The following is a 22489-nucleotide window of genomic DNA, read 5'->3' as shown; positions in this document are numbered from 1 at the left end:
CGCTCCCAGAAACACGGGGGGCGCGCCCCTGCCAACGACGGTGAAGGGACAGAACGACGTGAGGTTGTTGCTGCTCGTCTCCCTGTTAGTCCTCGCGCTCGCCCCACCGGCGACCGCCGCCGCACCGGGCGGGTGGATCGAGGCCGAGGACGGCGTGCTGTCCGGCGTCGTGGTGGAGACGACCGTCGAGGGCTTCTCCGGCACCGGGTACGTCGGCGGTTTCGACGAGGCCGCGGACCACGTGAGCATCACCATCCCCGACAGCCCGGGCGGCCTGCACGACCTCACGGTTCGCTACGCCTCGCCCAACGGGGACAAGAAGACCGCGGTGACGCTCAACGGCAGCGCGGTCGGCGAGGTCGCGCTCGCCGAGAGCGCCGGGTTCACCGAGGCCACGGGCGCGAAGCTGCTGCTGGCCGAGGGCGACAACACGGTCACCTTCGCCACCGGCTGGGGCTGGTACCTGATCGACGCGATCAGCGTCGCCCCGAGCGCGCCGTCCGCACCCGGCGTGCACGAGGCCGAGGACGGCGAGCTGAACGGCGTCGTGGTCGAGTCCAGCGTCGCGGGCTTCTCCGGCCGCGGCTACGTGGCGGGCTTCGACACCGGCACGGACAACGTCGCGATCACGATCCCGGACAGCCCCGGTGGCCTGCACGACCTGACCATCCTCTACGCCACGCCGTACGGCGCGAAGACGGCGTCGCTGTCGCTCAACGGCAGCGGACTCGGCGACGTCTCCTTCCCCGAGCACCCGACGTTCACCTCGATCGCCGCCGGCAAGGTGCTGCTGCGTCCGGGCGACAACACGGTCACCATCACCAACAACTGGGGCTGGTACCTGATCGACGCGATCAAGGTGACGCCCAGCGCGCCCCGTGGTCCGCACCAGGTCACCGGCGCGCTGACCGACCCGGCCGCCACCCCCGAGGCCAAGGGCCTCATGCGGTACCTGGCCGACAACTACGGCAAGAACACCCTGTCCGGCCAGCAGGACCAGGCGAGCATCGACTGGGTCGAGCAGAACACCGGCAAGGCGCCCGCCATCGCGGGGCTGGACCTGATGGACTACTCGCCGAGCCGGGTCGAGCGCGGCACCGTCGGCACGGACGTGGACCACGCCCTGGCCTACGACCGGCGTGGCGGCGTGGTGACGCTGGCGTGGCACTGGAACGCGCCGTCCGGCCTGATCGACGAGCCGGGCAAGGAGTGGTGGCGCGGTTTCTACACCGAAGCGACGACGTTCGACGTGGCCGCCGCGCTCGCTGACCCGACGTCGGCGGACTACAAACTGCTGATCCGGGACATGGACGCGATCGCCGTGCAGCTCAAGCGGCTGGCGGACGCGAAGGTGCCGGTGCTGTGGCGCCCGCTGCACGAGGCCGAGGGCGGCTGGTTCTGGTGGGGCGCCAAGGGTCCCGGACCGGCGAAGGAGCTGTACCGGATCCTGCACGACCGGCTGGTGAAGCACCACAACCTGCACAACCTGATCTGGGTGTGGAACTCCATCGCCCCGGAGTGGTACCCCGGTGACGACGTGGTGGACGTCGTGAGCATGGACTCCTACCCGCCGCAGGGCGACCACGGCCCGGTCATCGGCCCGTACGAGCGGCTGGTCGAGCTGGGTGGCGACCGGAAGCTGGTCGCGCTGGGCGAGGTCGGCTCCATCCCGGACCCCGACCTGGTCCGCGCGTACGAGGCCCGGTGGAGCTGGTTCGTCACCTGGTCGGGCTCGTTCATCCAGGACGGCGTGACCAACCCGCGCGACTTCGTGCAACGCGTCTACGACCACGCGAACGTCATCACGCTGGACGAGCTGCCGGACTTCAAGACGACCCAAGGCCACTGCACGGCGGCCATGCGCGTGGTCGCGCAGTGGGGCACCGGGCACCACGTCGAGATCACCTTGCGGCACGACGAGAACTCGCCGTCCGCGGGCTGGCGGGTGACCTGGCCGTTCGCGGACGGGCAGGTCCGGCACACCTGGGGCGCGACCATCACCACCGACGGCACGACCGCGACGGCGAAGAACCTGTCGTGGAACGCCGCCGTCAAGCCGGGGGAGACCATCACGTTCGGCTACCTCGCCAGCGGCTCCCCGACAGCGCCTGCTCCGACTTGCGCTATCGGGTGATCACGTCCGGTGGACCGGCGGGGGAGAACAGGGGACCGGACGCGGTGTCCGCACCCACCTCCCGCCACCACCGGGCTTGCTCGGGGGTCGTGACGCCGGCCGCGGTCAGGCCGATGCCGGCGTCGCGCACCACCTCCAGCACACCGGCCAACGCCTGCGCCACCACCGACTCCGGCTCCGTGGCGGACGACTGCGCCATCCGCACCGCCCGCACCGACCCGCCCTCCAGGAGCCGGACCAGGTCGGCGGGCGCACCGGTGAACCCCTCCAGCTCGACGCCCACCTCGTGCTCCGCGAGGTACCGCAGGTTGTCGGCCGCCTCGCCGAGGTCGCCGAACAGCGCCTGAGCCGGCGCGCCCACCCGCAGCGACGACGCGGGCAGCCCGGTCTCCGACAGCACGTCCCGCACCACGCCCAGCAGGTCGGGGTCGGCCGCCTGGCTCGGCGTCAAGGCCCACCGCACCGGCAGGTCGAGCCCTTCTTCCTGCTGCCACGCCCGCGCCTGCTCGCACGCCGTGCGCAGCGCCCACGCGCCCAGCGGCACGATCAGCCCGGTGTCCTCGGCCAACGCCAGGCACTGCTCGTGCGGCAGCGCCCCCAGCGCGGGGTGGTCCCACCGCAGCACCACGTCCGCGTACTCCACCCGCCCGTCCGCCAGCCGCACCACCGGCCGGTACAGCACCTGGATCCCGCCATTCTCCCACGCGCCCGGCATCGTCGCGGCCAGGCTGAACGTGCGCCGGTCGCGGCCGTCCTGCGCCCGGTCGGCCAACTCCCACTGCCTGCGCCCGACACCCCTCGCCCGCCGCAGCGTCAGGTCGGCCGAGTCGAGCAAGTCCGCCGGCGACGAGTCGCGCGGCGGCCGGTGCACCACGCCGATCGTCGCGGACACCGCCACCCGGTGGCCGTCCGAGTGGAACGGCGCGGACAGCAGGTCGTTGATCCGCCGGATCATCGTCACCACGTCCGGCGTGGAGGGCGTGTTCTCCACCAGGATCGCGAACTCGTCGTGGCCGAACCGGGCCACCATCGCGTTCTCCTCCACGACCAGCGCCCGCAGCCGACCGGCCACGATCTTGAGCACGTGGTCGCCGACCTCCCGGCCCAGCCCGCCGGTGATCCGCGAGAAACCGTCCAGGTCCAGGTGGAACACGCTGACACCGGTGCCCGGATCAGCCTTCCGCAGCGACTTCTCCAGCCTGCTGGTGAAGAACTGCCGGTTCGGCAGCCTGGTCAGCACGTCGTGCAGCGCCTGGTGGTTGAGCTGGCCTTGGAGCAGGTTGACGTCCGTCGCGTCCTCCGCGAGCACCATCACCTGCGCCGGACCCCCGACCCGGCGCAGCGGCGACAGGGTGAGCGTCACCCACGCCGGCTCACCGTCCGCGCGCAGCAGCCGGCGCGGCTGGGTGATCGACACCGTGCCGCCTTCGGCCAGCTCGGCGAGATCGGCCCGCAACCCGGTGCGGTCGTCCTCGTGCACCAGCTCGACCATCGACCACGCGGTCAGCTCGGCGGGCGCCCGGTCCACGATCCGGGCCAGCGCGGCGTTCGACCGGACCAGCCCGCCGTCCAGGTCGGCGATCGCGATACCGGCGGACAGGTGCTGCTCCAGCAGCTCGAACCGGGCCTCGCTGAGCTCCAGCTCGACCTGGGCCTCGCGCATCGCCCGGTACAGCGAGCGGCCGAGCTGCTCCTGCTGCGCCATCGTGGTGGCCCTGATCCGGTCGACGAACGCGGCGGCCAGCGAGGCGATCACGTCCACCACGCGGTCGCGCAGCTCGTCCGGCGGCGCGAGCGCGGACATGCCGAGCAGGCCCTTGCCCACGACCTCCACCGACGCCTGGAGACCTTCGGCGGTGGTGCAGTTGAAGTCGACCAGCGCTTCGCCGACCTCCCGGCCCGCGCGCTGCGCCACCGCGTCCGCGGCGACACCGGCGCACAGCCGTTCCACCAGGCCGAGCAGCTTGCGCTCCAGCTCGGTGGTGGACATCGGGATGAACGTCCTGGAGCTGAGCAGGTAGGCCCACTTCTTCGCCAGCTTGGTGCGGGCGCGCAGCGCGTCCGGGTCGTGGGGGAGCGGCGCGGTCATCTCAGCGGCCACCGGCGACCGGCTCGCGCCCCACGCCGGCCCAGACCCGGGTGTTGTCCTCGGCCCGGTCCGCGCTGTCGCCGACGCCGCCCGGCCGCCACAGCGCGTGGCCGACCACACCCGGCTCGACCAGCTCGTAGCCGTCGAACAGCGACGTCACCTCGGCGTGCGTGCGGGAGACCAGGTTGTCCTCCGACCTGCTCTCCCGCACGGTGTCCGCGGCCCGCGCCATGGTCTCCGACCGGTCGTCCGCGGTGGCGTGCGAGATGGCCATGAAGCTGCCCGGCGCCAACCGGTCCCGGTACCGGGCGAGCAGGTCGCCGGGCTCCTCCTCCGGTCGGACGAAGTGCACGACCAGCAGCAGGAGCAACACGACCGGCTCGTCGAAGTCCAGCGGGCCGGCCATCTCCGGTCGGCTCAGCACGTCCTCCGCTTCACCCAGGTCGGCCTGCACGGCGGTGGTGTTCCCGTCATCGGCGGGCAGCAGCCGGCCGTGCGCGACGGCCACCGGGTCCTTGTCCACGTGGACCACCCGGCACCCCCGGGCCACCTCGCGCACGATCTCGTGCACCAGCATCCGGCCGCCCATGGGGCGGTCGACGGCGCGGTTGTGCGCGTCGCCCAGCAGGTAGTCGTAGGTCATGGCCACGCTGGGCACCGTGACGTCGATGCCTGCCGGCACCCAGTCGAGGTCGCTCATGGCGTGCTCCGCGGGCCTTTCCAGCTTCGGGGGCGAGGTGCACCAGGACATCCAACCTCTTGAGTGGGGTGGACACCAGTGGATTCGGCGATGTAACCCTAATGCGTGATCCCGTCGCGGTGCGAACGGTGCATAGAGTGCACGCCGTCAATGCCTTGCCGGTGGACTTGCCGGAACATCGCCGGAACCCGGGAGTGGCGCCCGATGACGTCCGGCCCGAATACCAGCGACGACACCGATTCCGGAGGACAAGGGGTCCCCACGGCTCCGTGGCGATGGCCGCTGCTCGGGCACACCCCCTCCTTGCTGCGACGACGCCTCGCGTTGCAGCGGAACTGCGGTCGCGCGGCCCGGTGGTGCGGATCGTCCGCGGCGGGCTGCCGCTGCACGTCGTCACCACGGCGGAATTGGCGCACCAAGTGCTGACCGGTGAAACGGACAAGTTCGACAAGGGCGTCTTCGGCGACGAACTGCGACGCGCGTTGAGGAACGGGCTGGTCAGCACCAAAGGTGATTTCTCCCGGCGGCAACGCCGGATTGTCCAGGCCGCGTTCCACCGCCGGCCGCTGACCCGGTATTCGAGGACGATGACCGCATAGGCCACCGAGCCGGCGAATTGCCGGTCGGATGCACAGGTCGTGCCGGTGGACCGGGTGATGCAGGACCTGTCGATCTCGGTGGTCGGCCGCACGCTGTTCTCCGCCGATTTCGGACCGGTGGCCGGCGCGGAGATCCGGACGCACACCCCGACGTCGATCAGGCTGGGGGTCGTGCGCGCGCTGTCCCCGGCGGGACTCGAGAAGCTGCCGATCCCGGCGAAGCGGCGGTTCGACCGGGCCGTCGCGCACCACGTGGCCAGGCCCGGGCACCGGTTGACGGCGCGGTGCCGGCGGGCTGTAGCGTGAGGGCCTGCGGTCGGTGATGTCGTCCGGTCGCGTGGTGTGCCGGGAAGACTGGTCGGCGTCCCCGACCCGTCGACCCCCGGAGTTGATCTTGACCACGACCGGCTTCGCCGCGCCACCGGACCGGATCACACCCGACGCGCCGGCCGTGGACCGGCGGTACCGACCCGAGCTGCAAGGACTGCGCGGGGTCGCGGCGGCGCTGGTCGTCGTCTACCACGTGTGGCTGGGACGGGTGTCCGGCGGCGTCGACGTCTTCTTCCTGATCTCCGGGTTCCTGGTGACCGGTCAGCTGGTGCGCGCGGCGGCGGGCGACGGGATCGCGTTCGGGCCGCTGTGGGGCCGGATGATCAAGCGGCTGTTCCCGGCGGCCCTCACGGTGCTGGCCGCGGTGATCGCCGTCGGTGTCGTGCTGCTGCCGGAAGCCCGCTGGTTCCAGACCATCCGCGAGATCGTCGCCTCGGTCCTCTACCTGGAGAACTGGCGGCTCGCCGCCGACTCGGCCGACTACTTCAACCAGCACAACGAGGCCAGCGTCGTCCAGCACTTCTGGTCGCTGTCCATCCAGGGGCAGTTCTACCTGGTCTGGCCGGTGCTGGTCGCGCTGGTGCTGTTCGTGGCGCACCGGGACGGACGCGATCCGCGCCGCGCGCTCGTGGCCTGCCTGCTGGCCGTGTTCGCGGCGTCACTGGCCTACTCGGTGTACCTGACCGCGGCGAACCAGCCACTGGCGTACTTCCACTCGCTGACCAGGGCGTGGGAGTTCGCGCTCGGGGGCCTGCTGGCCCTCGTGATCACCCGGTTCACCGCGTCCAAGGGTGTGCGGGTGCTCCTGGGGTGGACCGGTCTGGTGGGACTGGTCGCGTGCGGGCTCGTGCTGCGGGTCGGCTCCGTGTTCCCCGGCTACCTCGCGCTGTGGCCGACGCTGTGCGCCGCGGCCGTGATCGCCGCCGGCGCGACGGGCAGCGCGTTCGGAGCCGATCGGGTGCTCGGGTCGCGCCCCCTGCGCTACCTGGGCGACCTCAGTTACTCCCTCTACCTGTGGCACTGGCCGGTCCTGGTGCTGTACCTGGTCGTCCGCGACCGGGTCGAGGTCGGCTTGAACGGCGGACTGGTCGTCATCGGCCTGTCGGTCGTGCTGTCCGTGCTGACCCTCCACTTCGTGGAGGAACCGGTCCGGCGGTCGCGGATCGGCGAGACCACGCGCTGGGGCGCGTACGGCTTCGGCGTGCTCCTGATGGTTCCCGTGCTCGTGGCGGCCGGGGGTTGGCAGGCGGTCAGCGAGCGCAAGGCCGCCTCGTACGCGGCGAGCGTCGACGACCTGGACCACCCCGGCGCGCTGGCCCGCGAACCGGGGTTCGAGTACTGGGGCTCGGAGGACGCCTCCATCGTGCCGCCGCTGGTGGCCCTGCCGGACAACTTCGCCGCGATCCCCGACAGCACCTGCGTGCCCACGCGGCGGAACAAGGAGCTGTCGCTGTGCTACAGCCCGGTGGACGGTGAACCGGAGATGCGCATCGCGGTGGTCGGCGACTCCCACATGCAGCAGTACCTGGCCGCGCTCGGCCCGCTGGCGCAACGCCGCAACTGGCAGGTCGTCGCCATGCTCAAGGGCGCGTGCCCCTACTCGACCGACTCCGAGGTCGTGCCCGGCGACCCCTCGTGCCTCAAGTGGAACGCCGACGTCGAACAGGAACTCGCCGACCTGAGACCGGATCTCGTCCTGACCAACGGCACCCGTGACGTCCGGGTCGGACTCACCGAGGCGACCCCGCCGGGTTTCGTCGACCGGTGGCGCCGGCTCACGGAGGCCGGTATCGCGGTCGCGGCCGTCCGGGACAACCCGCGCTTCGACTACTGGCCGTCCGTGTGCGCCGACGCGCACGGCCCCGAGGCGCCGCAGTGCAGCACGCCCAGGGCCGACCTGCTCGCACCGGAACCCCCGTACGCGGGCATCCCGGACCTGCCGCCCAACCTCGGCTTCCTCGACTTCAGCGACTACTTCTGCACCGAGGACCTCTGCCCGCCCGTGATCGGCAACGTCTACGTGTACCTGGACGACAACCACGTCTCCGCCACCTTCATGTCGACGATGGAGACCATCGTCGAGCGGGCCGTGGACGAGCTGTTCGGCAACCCGCCGGACGGCCTGCGCTGAGCGCGCCGCGGGGGTTCCGCCCGCCTCAGCCCATCGGCACTTCGGCCCAGACCACCTTGCGGTCGCCGTGGCGCTCGAACCCCCAGTGCACCGACAGCCGGTTGACCAGCACCAGGCCGTTGCCCAGCGACGGGTCGTCGGCCCGGCCGAGCACGGGAAGCAGACTCGGGCTGCGGTCCTCCACCTCGACCCGGACGACCCGGCGGTCGTCCACCCGCCACAGCCGCACCCGCCACGGCCCTTCGGCGTGCCGACGCGCGTTCCCCACCAGCTCCGCAGTGATCAGCACCAGCTCGGCGACACGCCGCTCGTCCACCCCGTAGGCGACCTGCCGCACCCAACCGCCGATGCCGTCCACCGAAGGCATGCCGTCCAACTCCAGGTCGAGGCCGTCGTCCGGCAGCTCCACCATGTTCATGGCACGCTCCTCCAGCACCCTGTCGACTCAAGGCGCACGCAGGAGGTAGCCGTTCCGCCGGCGCGCCAAACCAGGTGGTGCGTCACATTCCGGACAGGCCGTGCGATGCGACGAACAGCTGAAGGTCCACAGCACCGTCGCGCGCCTCCGCTCGGACGTCCGCGCGGGCCGAAGACACGGCAGGACGTCGTGCGGCATCGGCGCTGTTAGCCTCCACCGATGGTCTCGGAGATCGACGTCGAGCTGCACGACGGCCGCACGCTGCACGCGTACGACTCCGGCATCGGGGACCTCGCCGTCATCTGGCACCACGGCACGCCGAACGTCGGGGCTCCGCCCGCGCCGCTGCTCCCCGCCGCCGAGCGGCTGGGCATCCGGTGGGTGTCCTACGACCGCCCCGGCTACGGGGGATCAACGCCGGATCCGGGGCGGGACGTCGCGTCCGCCGCCACCTGCGCGTCCGCCGTCGCCGACGCGCTGGGCCTCGACCGGTTCGCCGTGTTCGGGCACTCCGGTGGCGGGCCGCACGCGTTGGCCTGCGGCGCGTTGCTGCCGGAGCGCGTGCTGGGCGTGGTGAGCGTGGCCGGTGTCGCCCCGTACGGCGCGGACGGGCTCGACTGGTTCGCGGGGATGGCGCCCTCCGGGGTGGCGTCGTTGCGCGCGGCGGCTGCGGGACGTGCGGCGAAGGAGCGGTTCGAGGCGTCGGGCGTCGAGTTCGACGGGTTCACCCCGGCGGACTTCGCCGCGCTCGCCGGCGACTGGTCGTGGTTCGACGACGTCGTCGGCCCGGCCTTGGCGGCGGGGCCGGCCGCGTCGATCGACGACGACCTGGCCTACGTGAACCCGTGGGGCTGCGATCCCGCCGATGTGTCCGCGCCGGTGCTGCTCCTGCACGGCGGCCGGGACCGGGTGGTGCCCAGCTCGCACTCCGAGTGGCTGGCCCGCCGGTGCCCCACGGCCGAGCTGCGCGTGTTCGCCGAGGAAGGCCACATCTCGGTCCTCACCTTCGCCGAGTCCGCCTTGGACTGGCTGCGCGCACGATCCGCCAGGTGAGCGTGGGCCTCACGAGTGGTGGGCGGGTTGGCGGGTCAGTTCCTGGGCCAGCTCGACGGCGGCCCGCGCCGGGTCGTGGGCGAACCGCGTGGGGAACGCGTCGTGCATCCGCCAGCCCGCGCCGCGCAGGGCACGCCACCGGGCCAGGTGCGCCGCCGTGCCGTCCGGGTGCGGCCGGGTGTCCAGCGCGACGGCCGAGTCCCGTTCGCCGACGACCAGGTCCACCCGCCACTGACCCACCGGGTACCCGGCGCGGACGGTGAGGCCCAGCCGGGCCAGCTCGTCCGCCAGCCGGGTCGTCCAGTCGTCGGACGGCGGGACGCCCTCGGTCTCGTCGGGCGGGACCTCCGCGTGCCGCAGGTACTCCCCGAGGAGTCCGACCGGCTCGTCCGCCGACGTGATCACGTGCACCAGCCGCCTGGCCCGCGTGGTCAGCACGGCCAGCAGGTTCCGGTCGTTGGCGAACCGCCAGGCGGCGGGCCGGTCCTCGTCGCTGAGCGCGAGGCTGACCACCACCTCGTCGAACTCCGAGCCCTGCACGCCGTGCACGGTGCCGACGCGCACCCCACCCGTGGTGATCTCGTCCAGGCTCAGCCGGTCGAGCAGGGCCTGTTCGAGCGCGTCGGCCTGCGCCCGGAACGGCGTGACCACGCCGATCGAGCGGACGCCGGCGGCGATCCGGCGGCGCAGGTGCGCCAGCACGGCGTCCACCTCGACCTCGTTGACGCCCTTGGCGTCGCGGACCCCCGCCACGTGCTCGACGTCGATGCAGTCCACGTCCGCGATCGACGGGTGCGTCGTGAGCAGCGCGATCCGGCCCTCGTAGAACCGGGTCGCGGCGAACCCGATCAGGTGGGGCGCGCAGCGGTGGTGCTCGGTCAGCCAGTGCACCCCGGCCGCCGCCGCGCCCGCGTCGAACAGGCTCACCTTCGGCACGTCCAGCCGGTCCGCCAACGCCTCCGTGCCCTCCGCCGTCAACGCCTCGCGCACGGCGTGGTCGCCGACGAACGACACGTGCCGCAGCTGGCGCGGGTCCCCGCCGATCACCACGCGCCTGCCGCGCAGCAACGCGGGCGCGGCGAGCGGCTGGTCCACGTGGCTCGACTCGTCGATCACCACCAGGTCGAACATCCCCGGCACGGCGGGCAGGATGTCCTCCACGTCGGCCAGCGTCCCCACCCACAGCGGCAGCGCCTGGACCAGGTGCTCGGTCGAGATCTCGGCCAACGCGCGCCGGCGCGCCGCCCGTCCCGAGCGCAACGACGTGGCCAACGCCGCCACCGCACGACGTGGACCGGCGCCACGTCTGCTCACCGCGAGCGCGGCGAGCCAGGCGGCGATCGCGGTGTGGCCGCGCGCGTCCTCTTGGGCGAGCAGCCCGCGCAGCGCGGCCAGCGACGTGCCGCCGTTCGCGGCGACCCTGACCTGCGCGGCGGACTGCTCGGCGGCCCGCACCGCCGCCTCCAGGTCCACCGCGTCCACGTCGTCCGCCGCACCGGTCAGCCGCCGTGCCGTCCGGACCGCCCACCGCGTCCGCCACCGCCCGAACAGCCCGTGACGCGCGTGCAGGAGCCCGTGCAGGCGCTCGAAGTCCACGCCGTCGTCGAACGCGCGCGGCGCGACCGAACGGTGGGCCGGCATCAGCGCCTGGAACCTCACCGCCGCCTCGACCAGCTCCTCGTCCCGCAACGCCTCGCCGACCGCGCGTTCGATCCTCGCGACCGCCGCGATGGCGGCCTTCCTGGTCTGGTCCAGGGGGGAGAGCTCGCCCTTGGCCGAGGTGGCGGCCAGCCCGGTGCTCAGCTCGCGGGCCATCTCCTGCCGCAGCTCGGAGTCGCCGAACAGCACCGGCACCGGCCCGCCGGCCCGCCGCAACGCGTCCCCGAGGACGTCGGCGGCGTTGCGCGTGCGGCTGGCCAACAGCACCGAACGGCCCGAGGCCACCGTGTCCAGCGCGATCGCGGCCAGGGTGTGGGTCTTGCCGCTGCCCGGCGGGCCGCCGATCACGGTCACCGGCGCGTCGCGGGCGGCCAGCACGGCGGTCCGCTGGCTCGGGCTCAACGGCAGCGCCCCGGCGACCTCGCCCGTCGCGGTGTCGACGTCCTCCTCCGATGACGAGTACAGCCCGGCCAGGGCGGTCTGCTCGACCCCTCGCGTGCGCGCCCACGAGTACAGCGCCGCGCCGCGCTCGGTGCTGACCACCGGCTCGCCCGCGTGCAGCCCGGCCCCGGCCACCACGACGAGGTCGTTCCCGCTGATCAGCCCGCCCGGGTCGTGCCCCGGCCCGAGCACAGGCACGTCGCCGAACCCGCCGGCCGCCAGCGTCGCCCTGATCCACTCCTCGCCCCTGGCCAGCCGCGTCTCCAGCTCGGCCGCCTTCGACCAGTCGGTGACCAGCGGGAACATCGCCACGTCACCGGCGACGTGGAACAGGTAGCGCCGACCGCCCGAGTGGTGCAGCCGCACCGGCCGCGAGACCAGCGGCAGGCACACCCGCCGGCGCTGGCCGCCCACCGTCGCCGGCCCGCACAGGAACGCCCAGCCCAGTCTCAGCAGCCGGTCCTCCTGGTGCAACGCGTCGAACGACGCCAGCCGCTCGACGGTGGCCTGCTGGTCCGCCCGCGCGGTCCACGGCATCGGCGTCCAGCTCGGCTGCACCGAGGGCTGGCTGAGAGCGCGCCACGCGGTCTCGTCCGTGCCGAGCCACACCAGCCCGGCGGTCTTGGTCAGGTCCAGCTGCACCCGCTGCGGCTGCTCGGACGCGCTGAGACGGGCCAGCGTGCGCAGCACAGCGGGAACGGTCACGGGGAAATCCTGCCATCCCGGTCCGACACCGGGCCCCGGATCAGCCGCGGCCGGTGAAGACGGCGAAGCTCGGGCTGCGGCGCAGCGGACCCCAGAACTCCTCGCCGCGCCCGTCCTCGGGCACCACCGTGACGTGCCGGGTGACGTCGGCCAGGCCGCCGCGGGCGAGAGCCGCCTCGAAGGAGTCGCCGGGCCAGAAGAACGAGTCGAAGTCGAACGGCGGTTCGCCCAGCACGTGCACCGCCACGGGCTGCCGCACGCCGGGCGGTCCGGTGCGGGTGATCTCATAGCCGTAGCGGCCGTAGTCGGCGAGCAGGTCCCAGTCCGCGTCGGGGTTGGGCACCAGCACGGCGAGCGTGCCGCCGGGGGCGAGGTTGGCGCGCAGGTTGCCGATCATCAGGTCGAGCGCGGCCTCGTCCTCGGCGTACCCGAGCAGCCACACGGCGGTCACCACGTCGAAGACGCCCAGCACCGGCAACGTGGTCGCGTCGTGCCGGTGGTACTCGATGCCCTGCGGCGTGCGGCTCTCCACCTCGCGGGCGTAGCCGATCATCTCGGCCGCCGAGTCGACGCCGACCACCCGGGCCGCGCCCCGGCGGCGGAACTCGCGCGGGTAGAACCCGGTGCCGCAGGCGACGTCCAGCACGGACCTGCCGCGCAGGTCGGGCAGCGCGGACAGGAAGGTGGCGCGTTCGGCCAGACCCGTCGGGATGTGCTTGGTGCGCTCGTAGAGCTCGCCGAGTTCGTCGTACTGATCGTCCGATTCCGCCATGGGACCGACCCTAGGGCCGGCCGTAGAGGGCGGGGTAGCCGAAACCGGCGAAGTACGCCGTGAAGGGGCGGATCACGGCGGCGCGCAGGAGCGGGGCGCCGATCGGGGCGAGGCATTCGCGCACGCCCACCGCGTCGGCACCGGTGATCCGGGCGGCCCCGGTCCCCCGACATCGGCGGCAACCGACAGGCGCGCCACTTCACGAAAGGACGAGCACGGTCCGGTGGTCAGCGGAGTGATCAGGGCTGACGCACGCGCGGGTGGCGGACCGTCGAGGTCCGCCACCCGCGTTCTTCGGGATCAGCGGCCGAACAGGCCTACGAGGGTGCCGTGGGCGAGCACGCGTCCCTCGACCGCGCTGCGCACGTCGTCCGCGGTCACGCCCTCGCCGAGACCGAGCGGCCGGTCCACCGCGTACACCCGGAAGATGTAGCGGTGCGGCTCGTCGCCGACCGGTGGCTTGGGTCCGCCCCAGCCCTGTTCGCCGAAGCCGTTGCGGCCGACGACCGCGCCCGGCGGCACGGAGCCCTCCTCGATCGAGGTCACGTCCGCGGGGATGCCGGTGACCACCCAGTGCGCGAACGTGCCGCTCGGCGCGTCGGGGTCCTCGCACACCAACGCCAGCTCCGCCGTGCCCGACGGCACGTTCGACCACTCCAGCGGCGGCGAGGTGTTGCCGCCGTCGTACGAGTACCGGTCGGGGATCATCGTGTGGCCGCTGAACGCGGCGCTGCGCGCCTGGAGGCCGCCGTCCTCCTCGACCCCGCCGCCACCGCCGGGTGGGCCGGCTGCCCGGTCACCGACGGCACGGGGCGGGTGGTCGCGCTGGAGTTCCGCGTTCGCGGCCCGGTCGGCGTTCTGGTCGGGCACGCCGCGGTCGTCGTACTCGGCGCGCAGCCTCGTGCGGCGGACGTCGTAGGCATGGCTCCCTGGATCGGGCATGGTGGGCTCCCTTCCACTCGCGTCCGCTAGGGGCCTACCCGCGTCGGCAGCGGGTACACCTCCGTCAGCTCATGGAGGCCAGCAGCTCCAGGCACGCCCGCTCGCAGGCCCGGCACGCTTCCGCGCACACCCGGCAGTGCTCGTGCATGGACGCGTGCGAGGCGCACTCGTCGCCGCACGACTTGCAGACCATCGCGCACGCCTCCAGCAGCGTGCGGCTGATGTTCGCGTCGTAGCCGGTGTGGCGGGACAGCACCCGTGCGGTCGCGCCGCAGACGTCCGCGCAGTCCATGTTGGTCCGCACGCACTTGGTCAACTCGGCCACCGAGCTCTCGCTGAGGCAGGAGTCCGCGCAGGCCGTGCACGCCTCCGCGCACGCGATCAGCGCATCGATGGTGTCCGCCAGCTTGCGGCGGTCGAGGTTGATCTCGGCGGGGTAGGTGTTCATCATCGTCATCGCGGTCATGGCCGTTGACGCCTCCGTTCGATCGGGTCTGCAGTCGGCTACCCACTCGACGTGCCGCGTATCCGTGGACGGCCACGGGGGTTGTCCGGCGGCCCGGTGGGCACCCGAGAAGGGGTCGGGCGGGACTCCGGCTCGCTCGGCGCACGGCGTCCTGGTGGCCCTGTACGGGCAGTCCCGACCCCGGCAGACTGGACACCGGTGGCGCTTCCCCCGTTGCCCGGACACCAGGGGGAACGAGCATGAGCAGGTACCGGGCGGCGCTGGCCGCCGCCGCACGAGGCTGGCCCGTGGTGCCGTTGCGCCCGCACGGGAAGGTGCCCGTCCTGCGCGGCTGGGACGACGAGGCGACGCTGGACCGCGACCGGATCAGGCGCTGGTGGTCACGCCGGGCGTACAACGTCGGCATCGCGTGCGGCCCCGCCGGGTTGCTGGTGGTGGACCTCGACGTCCCGCACGGCCGCGAGGCGTTCGCCCGCCGCGCCTGGCAGCACGGCGCGGAGGACCCGCGCGACACGTACACGGTCGCCACGCCCAGCGGGGGAGAGCACCGCTACTTCCGGGCGCCGGACGTGCCGCTGGGCAACACCGTCGGCCGGATCGCGCCGCACGTCGACACCAGGGGCGTCGGCGGGTACGTGGTGGCCGCCGGTTCGCTGCTCGGCCCCCACCGCTACCGCGTGCTGCGGGACACCGCCGTGGCGCCCGCGCCCGAGTGGCTGGTCGCCGTGCTGACCCCACCGCCGCCCGAGGACCTGCCGATCCCAGCCCAACGGCCCTCGCCACGCCGGATCGACGCCTACCGCGCCGCCGCCGTGGAGGGCGAGGTGGAGCGCGTCCGCCAGGCGAGACCGGGCGGGCGCGCCCACATCGTGTTCACCGCCGCGTGCCGGCTCGGCGAACTGGTCGGCGCGGGCTGGCTGGACGAGGCCACCGCGACGTCGCTCCTGCTGGCCGCCGCGTCCGCGCACAACGGCGTCGAGGGCTGGACCGAGCGGGAGTCGCTGCACCACATCGAGAACGGCATCGCGCTGGGCCGCCGTCGACCACGCGTGCTGCGCTGAAACCTGGCGACGCCGTCGACACCGATCGGCACGTCACCGGCGATCGTGACCCGGTGCAGGCGGCGGCGCGCGTCGTCGTAGTCCGCGACGCCGTAGAGCTGAGTGGCCCGGTTGTCCCAGGTCGCGACGTCACCGTCCGTCCACTGCCGGCGCACCGTGTTCTCCAGCCGGGTCACCCGCTCCTGGAGCAGTGGGAAGACTGCGTGCGACTCCCACTCGTCAAGCCGACGATCCGCTTGACGAAGTGGCCGAGCAGCAAGGCCCGTTCGCCGGTCTCCGGGTGCACCCGCACCGCCGGGTGCTCGGTCTCGTACCGTTGTGCCTGACCCGTCGCGGTCAACCTCCTCCTTCACGTCCACGCCCCCATTCGGGCCGAGTCGACGTGGCCCGCGTAGTCGTAGACGTTGGTGTGCACCGCCCACAGCCGATCGACAAGCGCCTTGAGTGCCGGCGACAGGTTGTCTTGCGCGCGGGCCGTGTTCGCCCACACCGTGCTGCCGCCGTAGGGCGGGAGCTGGACGGCGCGCAGGATGCTGATCGCCGGCACCCCGGTCCGCGGACGTGACGTCGATGTGCCGGCTGTTGGCCTTGCCGTGGTCGGAGTCGATCGGCAGCACGTTGGCGTGCTCTCGACCCTTGACCGTGGGGTGGGCCAACAGCCGGTTCGGCGAGGAGCCGGGCGAAGGCGAGCTGACCGGGGTCGTCGAGGTGCTCCTAATTTCACCAGTGGTGCTGTCTCGGAGATGCCCTCGGCGCGCACCACGAGGCGATGCCGGGCATCTACCTCAAGCGCAACGGCCTGTCGCCGGACGGGATCAAGAAGGTGGAGCCGATCGCGGTGCCGCCGGTGAGCATCGAGCAGTCCGTGCGGCAGCGGCAGATCGAGGTCGACGTGCTCGGCTCGTCCACCGCGGGCACGTACGTCGTCACCGAGCAGTTCCTCAAGGACAACCCGGGCACCGTGCGGACCTTCGTCACCGGCGTGGTGCAGGCGATCGAGTGGAGCCGGACCACGCCGCGCGAGCAGGTGGCGGAGCGCGAGGTCGAGATCCTCACCAAGCGCGGGCGCAACGAAGATCCCGCCGCGCTGAGGTACTGGCGGTCCACCGGCGTCGCCAAGAGGGGAGGCACGATCGTGGACGACGAGCTGACCCTGTGGATCGACTGGCTGAGACGGTCGTGTTCATCACCCACGCCATCGACGAGGCGGTGGAGGCCGAGCGGCTGGCCGGCGAGTTGGACGACCTGATCATCCCGGTCCGCGCGGTCCGGCAGCCGACCGAGCTGATCGGCGTCGACCTCACCGACCACCCGCTGGACGAGCTGCCGACTCCACCGACCCGGCCGTCGCAGAGGTCGTGGCGGCGCTCGCGGTGGCGGACGGCTTCTCCGCCGCCCTGCCCTCCCGGATTTCCCTGCTCGCCGTGCCGTGACGGGCGGACCGGTGGACCGGTCAGGTGCGACTCGGAAGCCGCTGCAGCCGGATCATCCCCGCAAAGTTGTGCGCGCTGTGAACGGTCGACTACCGATGTCATGATCTTTTACCAGTTGACCGAAAGGCTCGGCCAATAGAGACGGCGAATTTGTGCGTAGTGTGGCGTGCGTTACTTGACCTGTCGGCCGGTGAACGGTTCTACTGCGGTCGCGCATTCTTCTACTGGCCGGTAGGAGACCTTCGCGCCACCGACACGAGGGTGGGCGCGCCCATTGTCCCCTGTTGTGGGATCGGCATTGTCGTGTTGATCGACAATGGGTGCCGCCTGCCGTACGGGAGCACCGGCATGTCTTTGAGCAATCGGAACGACCGTGTCCGACGCCGGTCGGCGCGCCGCGGCAGGGGCCGCGCACTGCTGTCCGTCGTGGCCGGCATCGCGGCTGCATCCGCGTTGGTGACACCCTCCAGTGCCACAGGCGGCGACGCGGTTGCGGGAGGAGGGCGGGTGCAGTCCTTCTGGCTGCACTGGAACGGGACGCCGGTGTCCGATGCCACGCTGGTCACCGAGGCGAAACGACGCAGTTACATCGTGCTCAACGCCTGGGAAGGCGCGATGGTCCCCAAGCTCAAGGCGGCGAACCCGGCGGTCCAGGTGTTCGTCTACAAGGACCTGTCGTCCACCCGCTCGTACGCGTGCCGCAACGGTGCGGACGACGCGCAGTTGCCGACCGGTGTCGGGTACTGCCAGGCGGAACGGGACCACCCGGAGTGGTTCTTGCTCGATCCGAACGGACGCCGGTTCGAGTACGGCGGCTATTCCGGGCATTGGCAGATGGACGTCGGCAACACCGCCTACCAGGACACCTGGGCGGCGAACGTGATCGAGAGCAGCACCGCCGCCGGATTCGACGGCGTGTTCATGGACAACGCCCTTTTCCCGTGCGACGCATATCATGAAGGCGTGTGTCCGGCGAAGTACCCGACCGACGCTGCATTGCAGGACGCGTACAAATCGATGTTCGCGAATACGCGGGGCGAATTCGTGGCGGCGGGGTTGAAGACGGTCGCGAACCTGTCCAACGCCCGCCTGCACGCCGGTGCCTGGGACGCCTACACCGAGCACCTGGACGGCGGATTCGACGAGTGGTGGCTCACGTTCGACGACCGGAACCTGTTGTCCGAGTACCCCGAGGGGTGGAGCAGGCAGGTCGCCGAGATCGCCTCGAACGAGGCCCGCGGCAAGATCACGTGGGTACAGCCGCACTTCACCGCCGGCCAGGACCGGCCGTACCGGTACGCGCTGGCCAGCTACCTGATGGCGGCGGGCGAGTGGGCGGCCATCGCGGACGTCGACCAGACCGACGGCTACGACGACCCGTCACCGTGGCACGCGGAGTACGACTGGGACCTCGGCACGCCTGCGGGGCTGTACCGGTCGGTGGCCGGGAACGTGTTCCAGCGAGACTTCTCGTGCGGCACGGTCGTGGTCAACGCGAACCGGACCGAGAGCGGGTCCGTCACGGTCCGGCTCGGCAGCGCGCACGCCGACGAGCGCGGCGCGGAGGTCACATCGGTGTCGCTGGCGGGCACTTCCGGGGCCATTCTCCGCAAGCCCTGCTGACCTGAACCCCGCTCGCCCACCCCTCCGGTCACGCACGGCGCGGGAGTTCGGCCATCGGGTCGGTGCGCCGGGGAGGCAGGCGCGATCTCTGTTCACAACGGGCGTGGCTTGCTACAGTCAAGTGTTCTGGGAGCGCTCCCAGAACACTTGCGGAGAACCTCGACGAGGAGGGCGGAGTGGTGCTGTCACACCCGCGGCCACTCGGTTCTCCAGCGATCCGCTCCCCGTAGGTCACCGGAAAGGTGATATCGCCCTGTCGGGCGACGTACCCGAGGCGTTCATTCCGTCAACGGTCTCTCGGATGTCGCACCCGCCGCTGCGAGTCCGTCGGAAGGAGTTCCCATGCGAAGCACCGTCCGCGCACTCGTCGCCATCGGCCTGTTGGCCGCGGGCACGGTCCTCGCCGGCGCAGGACCGGCCCAAGCCGACACGACGATCTGCCAGCAATACGGATCGACCACCATCCAGGGCCGCTACGTGGTCCAGAACAACCGGTGGGGCACTTCGGCCACCCAGTGCATCAACGTCACCTCCACCGGGTTCCAGATCACCCAGCAGCAGGGCTCCGCCCCGACCAACGGCGCGCCCCTGTCCTACCCCTCGGCGTTCCTGGGCTGCCACTACACCAACTGTTCCCCCGGCTCGAACCTGCCGATGCAGGTCAGTCGCATCCGCAGTGCCACATCGTCGATCAACTACCGCTACGCCGGCGGCACCTACAACGCCTCCTACGACATCTGGCTCGACCCCACGCCGAAGACCAACGGGGTCAACCAGATGGAGATCATGATCTGGTTCAACCGCCAGGGCTCCATCCAGCCCATCGGCAGCGCCGTCGGCAACGCCACCGTCGGTGGCCGCAGTTGGCAGGTGTGGCGGGGCAGCAACGGCGCGAACAACGTCATCTCCTACGTGGCGCCCTCGCCGATCAACTCCTGGTCGTTCAACGTGTTGGACTTCGTCAACGACGTGCGCAACCGTGGCGCGATCACCAGCTCCTGGTACCTGACCAGCATCCAGGCGGGCTTCGAACCCTGGAACGGTGGCGTCGGCCTGGCTGTCGACAACTTCTCCGCCTCGGTCAGCGGGTAACGGGCATGTCGGGCGCGCCCGCCGACCAGGCGCGCCCGACAGCGCCGAACGCTGAAACCTCACTCCTCGTGGACTTCCTCGCCATCCCGGTCCGCCCAGTCCAACAACGGCTCCAGCCCGAACACCGCGTCGTCGATCCCGGCGTGCAGGTCGCCCAGCTCGGCGAACCGGGCGGGCACCGTGGCGATGGTGAAGTCACGCGGGTCGAGCGAGTCGACCTCGTCCCACCGCACCGGCGTCGACACGGTCGCCTCCGGCACGCCCCGCACCGAGTAGGCGGCGGCGATCGTGTGGTCACGGGCGTTCTGGTTGTAGTCCACGAACAGGCTGCGCGGATCACGGTCCCGCCGCCACCACGCCGTGGTCACGTCGTCCGGCGCGCGCCGCTCCACCTCCCGAGCGAACGCCAACGCCGCCCGCCGCACCTCCGCGAACCCCCACTCCGGCTTGATCCGCACGTAGATGTGCATCCCGGCCCCGCCGGACGTCTTCGGCCAACCCACCGCGCCCAACTCGTCCAGCACCTCGCGCGCCACGTGCGCGACCCGCCGCACCCGGTCGAACGGGCAGTCCGGCATCGGGTCGAGGTCGATCCGCCACTCGTCCGGCTTCTCGGTGTCGGACCGCCGCGAGTTCCACGGGTGGAACTCCACGGTCGACATCTGCACCGCCCACACCACGTCCGCCACGTCGGCCACGCACAGCTCGTCGGCATGCCGGTCGTACCGGGGAAAGTGCACCCGCACGGTCGGCACCCACGGCGGCGCGCCCTGCGGCAGCCGCTTCTGGTGCACCTTCTCGCCGGTCACCCCGGACGGGAAGCGGTGCATCATGCACGGCCGGTCCCGCAGCGCGCGCACGATGCCGTCGCCGACCGCCAGGTAGTACCGGGCGAGGTCGAGCTTGGTCTCCCCGCGGGCGGGGAAGTAGACGCGATCCGGGTTCGAGATCCGCACGACGCGGTCCCCGACCTCCAACTCCACCGAAGGCACCTTTCCGGCCATGCGGGCAACCTAACCCGGATCGCGCCGATCAGCGCGTCACCAGCCTCCTCTCCCGGGCCGGAGTGGCGATCGCGGTGGCGGCGATGGCGGTGGCCGCCACCGCGACGACGGCGGCCACGAGGGGGACGGCCGGGGCGTCGACCGCGCCGCCGAGCACACCGGCCCCCGCGATGCCCGCGTAGATGGCGGACGCGTTCAGGGCGAGCAGGAGGTTCGCCCGGTCCGGGTCCACCGCCACCAGCGCCGCGAACAAGGGCGGGTTGAACGCCCAGAACAACGCGCCCCACGCGGCCATCACGAAGAAGGCGGCCGTCCCGGTCAGCGCGGCCGGCAGCAGCACGAGCACCGCCGCGCAGCCGCCCAGCGCCACCAGCAACGGCGTGCGCGGCCCGTGGCGGTCCGCGGCCAGACCGCCGATCACGTTGCCCAGCACCCCGCCGACGCCGTAGGCGAGCAGGTGACCGCCGTCCACCGGTCGGCCCGTGATCGGGCCGAGGTAGCCGTACACGCTGAACGTGGCCAGGCACGCCAGCAGCGACACGGCCAGCAGTCGCTGCACCGGTGGGTCGGCGAGCGGCGCCAGCCGTTGTCGGAACCCCGATACCGGACCGGGGCGGACCCGCGGCACCGCGACCCGCACCACCGACGCGGCAACCACGCACAACACCGCCACCAGCACGAACGACGCCCGGTAGCCGGACTGGTCGGCGACGAACCGCCCGGCCGGCACACCGAGCAGGGTGGCCGCCGTCAGACCGCCGGTCACCACGGCCATCGCCCGCGCCTTGTGGTCCGGGTCGAGTCCGGCGGCGACCGCGGTGGCCGCCGGAGTGGCCAGGGCCGCGCCGCACGCCGTCAGCACGCGGGCCACCAGCAGCAGGTCGAACGTCGGGGCCAGCGCGGCGCCGACGTTGCCCAGCGCGGCGACCAGCAGTGCGGCCACCAACAGGGCACGCCGTTCGACGCGCGCCGTGAGCATCGCCAGCAGCGGCGAGCCGATCGCGTACGCCAGGGCGAACGCGGTGATCGTTTGGCCCGCCGCGGCCGTGGTGACCCCGTGGTCGGCGGCGACCTCGGTCAGCACCGCCGCGACCACGTACCCGCTGGACCCCGCCGCCACCGTCGTCGCGGCCAGCGCGGAGGTCCGGGCGCGCATCACGACACCAGGCGTGGCGGCGCCGGGGGCAGGTGGAGCGACAGGTCGGGTGGCCTGCGGCCGGTGAACGCCACCCGGTAGACGGTCTCCCGGACCAGCGCCACGGGCCGGCCGGCGCTGAGCAGGGTGGCCTGGCACCACAGCGCGGGGACGTCGCCGGGCTCGTCGGGCAGCGGGTCGGCGAAGTCGGGATCGTCGGGTGTCGGCGTGGTGGCGGCGTAGTGGGTGGCCCGGCGGGCGTCGGCGACCAGCATCCCGAGCGGGACGTAGCCCTTGGCGAGGTCTTCGCGTCCGGGTTCGTCGAGCTCCAGCGCCCGCCGGTGCACCAGGGCGGTGATCGCGGCGAGGCGCGGGCCCTGATCGCCCAGGTACGGGACGAGGTAGCCCTCCCGCCGGGTGACGGTGGTGTGCGGTGGTAAGCCGAGCAGGTGGGCCTGGCGCGGGGTGAGGGAGTGGGCGGTGTCGGGCTGCCGCGGGTCGCGGCGCAGGCGGTAGCCCACCCACAGGGACAGCACACGGGTGAAGGGGACGGGTACGTCCCGGAGGAACCGGGCCATCGTCTCGGCACGGGCGCTCGCGTCGTCCTGGCGAGCGGCGGGAACAGAGTGGATCATGCTGGGTGCACCTCCCGGTGAGGCCGCACGTCGTTGTGCGGGCATCGGTGCGATGCACCCACGATGA

General features: G+C 72.3%; 20 protein-coding genes and 1 pseudogene. 9 read left to right on the top strand and 12 right to left on the bottom strand.

Annotated elements, in window-relative coordinates:
* Positions 1-58 precede the first annotated feature (58 nt).
* The gene (locus ACRAKI_RS19035) at positions 59-2134 is read left to right on the top strand and encodes a glycosyl hydrolase (RefSeq protein WP_447001852.1); all 2076 of its coding nucleotides are present in this window, start codon (positions 59-61) and stop codon (positions 2132-2134) included.
* Here the strand turns inward: ACRAKI_RS19035 and ACRAKI_RS19030 are convergent.
* Together ACRAKI_RS19030 and ACRAKI_RS19025 are read right to left on the bottom strand one after the other, a co-directional pair.
* The gene (locus ACRAKI_RS19030) at positions 2124-4223 is read right to left on the bottom strand and encodes a putative bifunctional diguanylate cyclase/phosphodiesterase (RefSeq protein WP_447001851.1); all 2100 of its coding nucleotides are present in this window, start codon (positions 4221-4223) and stop codon (positions 2124-2126) included. The genes ACRAKI_RS19035 and ACRAKI_RS19030 overlap by 11 nt on opposite strands.
* Position 4224: 1 nt before the next feature.
* Entirely contained in the window at positions 4225-4923 is a 699-nt protein-coding gene (locus ACRAKI_RS19025) for an SAM-dependent methyltransferase (RefSeq protein WP_447001850.1), read from the bottom strand.
* 353 nt (positions 4924-5276) lie between these two features.
* On the opposite strand from ACRAKI_RS19025, the gene ACRAKI_RS19020 reads away from it, so the two are divergent.
* From ACRAKI_RS19020 to ACRAKI_RS19010, 3 genes are all read left to right on the top strand, one after another.
* Positions 5277-5522, top strand: coding sequence for a hypothetical protein (locus ACRAKI_RS19020; RefSeq protein WP_447001849.1), 246 nt, complete (start codon positions 5277-5279; stop codon positions 5520-5522).
* 45 nt (positions 5523-5567) lie between these two features.
* Entirely contained in the window at positions 5568-5828 is a 261-nt protein-coding gene (locus tag ACRAKI_RS19015) for a hypothetical protein (RefSeq protein ID WP_447001848.1), read from the top strand.
* 88 nt (positions 5829-5916) lie between these two features.
* Positions 5917-7983 carry an acyltransferase family protein gene (locus ACRAKI_RS19010; protein WP_447001847.1) on the top strand — a complete coding sequence of 689 codons (2067 nt, stop codon included), beginning with the start codon at positions 5917-5919 and terminating at the stop codon, positions 7981-7983.
* Positions 7984-8008: 25 nt separating this feature from the next.
* On the opposite strand, the gene ACRAKI_RS19005 is transcribed toward ACRAKI_RS19010, so the two are convergent.
* Positions 8009-8401 carry an ATP-binding protein gene (locus ACRAKI_RS19005; protein ID WP_447001846.1) on the bottom strand — a complete coding sequence of 131 codons (393 nt, stop codon included), beginning with the start codon at positions 8399-8401 and terminating at the stop codon, positions 8009-8011.
* 219 nt (positions 8402-8620) lie between these two features.
* Here ACRAKI_RS19005 and ACRAKI_RS19000 point away from each other — a divergent pair, with 219 nt between their 5' ends.
* Positions 8621-9454 carry an alpha/beta fold hydrolase gene (locus ACRAKI_RS19000; protein ID WP_447001845.1) on the top strand — a complete coding sequence of 278 codons (834 nt, stop codon included), beginning with the start codon at positions 8621-8623 and terminating at the stop codon, positions 9452-9454.
* A 9-nt stretch (positions 9455-9463) separates the two neighbouring features.
* On the opposite strand, the gene ACRAKI_RS18995 is transcribed toward ACRAKI_RS19000, so the two are convergent.
* From ACRAKI_RS18995 to ACRAKI_RS18980, 4 genes are all read right to left on the bottom strand, one after another.
* Complete coding sequence (locus ACRAKI_RS18995; protein ID WP_447001844.1) at positions 9464-12259, bottom strand: AAA domain-containing protein; 2796 nt, start codon at positions 12257-12259, stop codon at positions 9464-9466.
* Between the two features lie 40 nt (positions 12260-12299).
* Positions 12300-13031: a class I SAM-dependent methyltransferase gene (locus ACRAKI_RS18990; protein ID WP_447001843.1), complete on the bottom strand. Its 732-nt coding sequence runs from the start codon at positions 13029-13031 to the stop codon at positions 12300-12302.
* Between the two features lie 300 nt (positions 13032-13331).
* Positions 13332-13901, bottom strand: coding sequence for a YbhB/YbcL family Raf kinase inhibitor-like protein (locus ACRAKI_RS18985; protein ID WP_447008451.1), 570 nt, complete (start codon positions 13899-13901; stop codon positions 13332-13334).
* A 136-nt stretch (positions 13902-14037) separates the two neighbouring features.
* Positions 14038-14439, bottom strand: coding sequence for a four-helix bundle copper-binding protein (locus ACRAKI_RS18980; protein ID WP_447001842.1), 402 nt, complete (start codon positions 14437-14439; stop codon positions 14038-14040).
* A gap of 239 nt (positions 14440-14678) precedes the next feature.
* On the opposite strand from ACRAKI_RS18980, the gene ACRAKI_RS18975 reads away from it, so the two are divergent.
* Positions 14679-15500: a bifunctional DNA primase/polymerase gene (locus ACRAKI_RS18975; protein WP_447001841.1), complete on the top strand. Its 822-nt coding sequence runs from the start codon at positions 14679-14681 to the stop codon at positions 15498-15500.
* Between the two features lie 104 nt (positions 15501-15604).
* Here the strand turns inward: ACRAKI_RS18975 and ACRAKI_RS18970 are convergent.
* Positions 15605-15676: pseudogene (locus tag ACRAKI_RS18970) on the bottom strand (hypothetical protein); the annotation flags it as partial.
* Between the two features lie 173 nt (positions 15677-15849).
* Positions 15850-16047 carry a TauD/TfdA dioxygenase family protein gene (locus ACRAKI_RS18965; RefSeq protein WP_447001840.1) on the bottom strand — a complete coding sequence of 66 codons (198 nt, stop codon included), beginning with the start codon at positions 16045-16047 and terminating at the stop codon, positions 15850-15852.
* A 222-nt stretch (positions 16048-16269) separates the two neighbouring features.
* On the opposite strand from ACRAKI_RS18965, the gene ACRAKI_RS18960 reads away from it, so the two are divergent.
* From ACRAKI_RS18960 to ACRAKI_RS18950, 3 genes are all read left to right on the top strand, one after another.
* Entirely contained in the window at positions 16270-16749 is a 480-nt protein-coding gene (locus ACRAKI_RS18960; RefSeq protein WP_447001839.1) for a hypothetical protein, read from the top strand.
* Positions 16750-17440: 691 nt separating this feature from the next.
* Positions 17441-18556, top strand: a complete 1116-nt coding sequence (locus ACRAKI_RS18955) for a putative glycoside hydrolase family 15 protein (protein ID WP_447001838.1) — start codon at positions 17441-17443, stop codon at positions 18554-18556.
* 342 nt (positions 18557-18898) lie between these two features.
* Complete coding sequence (locus tag ACRAKI_RS18950; RefSeq protein WP_447001837.1) at positions 18899-19648, top strand: GH12 family glycosyl hydrolase domain-containing protein; 750 nt, start codon at positions 18899-18901, stop codon at positions 19646-19648.
* 59 nt (positions 19649-19707) lie between these two features.
* Here the strand turns inward: ACRAKI_RS18950 and ligD are convergent, their stop codons facing one another.
* Genes ligD through ACRAKI_RS18935 form a run of 3 tightly spaced genes read right to left on the bottom strand, consistent with a single transcriptional unit; the run spans position 19708 to position 22422 of the window.
* Positions 19708-20652 (bottom strand): non-homologous end-joining DNA ligase, encoded by a 945-nt coding sequence (ligD, locus tag ACRAKI_RS18945; protein ID WP_447001836.1) that lies wholly within the window; start codon positions 20650-20652, stop codon positions 19708-19710.
* A 28-nt stretch (positions 20653-20680) separates the two neighbouring features.
* Entirely contained in the window at positions 20681-21808 is a 1128-nt protein-coding gene (locus ACRAKI_RS18940; protein WP_447001835.1) for an MFS transporter, read from the bottom strand.
* Positions 21808-22422: a hypothetical protein gene (locus tag ACRAKI_RS18935; RefSeq protein WP_447001834.1), complete on the bottom strand. Its 615-nt coding sequence runs from the start codon at positions 22420-22422 to the stop codon at positions 21808-21810. Before ACRAKI_RS18935 ends, ACRAKI_RS18940 begins: the two co-directional genes overlap by 1 nt.
* Positions 22423-22489: the final 67 nt, after the last annotated feature.

This window comes from Saccharothrix isguenensis, assembly GCF_052936305.1.
Note: the sequence above shows the minus strand (reverse complement) of the source record. Positions and strands in the feature narration are given on the sequence as shown.

Bases quoted from the DNA above. Each gene is read 5' to 3' on its own strand.
- ACRAKI_RS19030 (WP_447001851.1), bottom strand. From the start codon at position 4,223: ATGACCGCGCCGCTCCCCCACGACCCGGACGCGCTGCGCGCCCGCACC.
- ACRAKI_RS19025 (WP_447001850.1), bottom strand. From the start codon at position 4,923: ATGAGCGACCTCGACTGGGTGCCGGCAGGCATCGACGTCACGGTGCCC.
- ACRAKI_RS19005 (WP_447001846.1), bottom strand. From the start codon at position 8,401: ATGAACATGGTGGAGCTGCCGGACGACGGCCTCGACCTGGAGTTGGAC.
- ACRAKI_RS19000 (WP_447001845.1), top strand. From the start codon at position 8,621: ATGGTCTCGGAGATCGACGTCGAGCTGCACGACGGCCGCACGCTGCAC.
- ACRAKI_RS18990 (WP_447001843.1), bottom strand. From the start codon at position 13,031: ATGGCGGAATCGGACGATCAGTACGACGAACTCGGCGAGCTCTACGAG.
- ACRAKI_RS18980 (WP_447001842.1), bottom strand. From the start codon at position 14,439: ATGACCGCGATGACGATGATGAACACCTACCCCGCCGAGATCAACCTC.
- ACRAKI_RS18975 (WP_447001841.1), top strand. From the start codon at position 14,679: ATGAGCAGGTACCGGGCGGCGCTGGCCGCCGCCGCACGAGGCTGGCCC.
- ACRAKI_RS18960 (WP_447001839.1), top strand. From the start codon at position 16,270: ATGCCGGGCATCTACCTCAAGCGCAACGGCCTGTCGCCGGACGGGATC.
- ACRAKI_RS18950 (WP_447001837.1), top strand. From the start codon at position 18,899: ATGCGAAGCACCGTCCGCGCACTCGTCGCCATCGGCCTGTTGGCCGCG.
- ligD (WP_447001836.1), bottom strand. From the start codon at position 20,652: ATGGCCGGAAAGGTGCCTTCGGTGGAGTTGGAGGTCGGGGACCGCGTC.
- ACRAKI_RS18940 (WP_447001835.1), bottom strand. From the start codon at position 21,808: ATGCGCGCCCGGACCTCCGCGCTGGCCGCGACGACGGTGGCGGCGGGG.
- ACRAKI_RS18935 (WP_447001834.1), bottom strand. From the start codon at position 22,422: ATGATCCACTCTGTTCCCGCCGCTCGCCAGGACGACGCGAGCGCCCGT.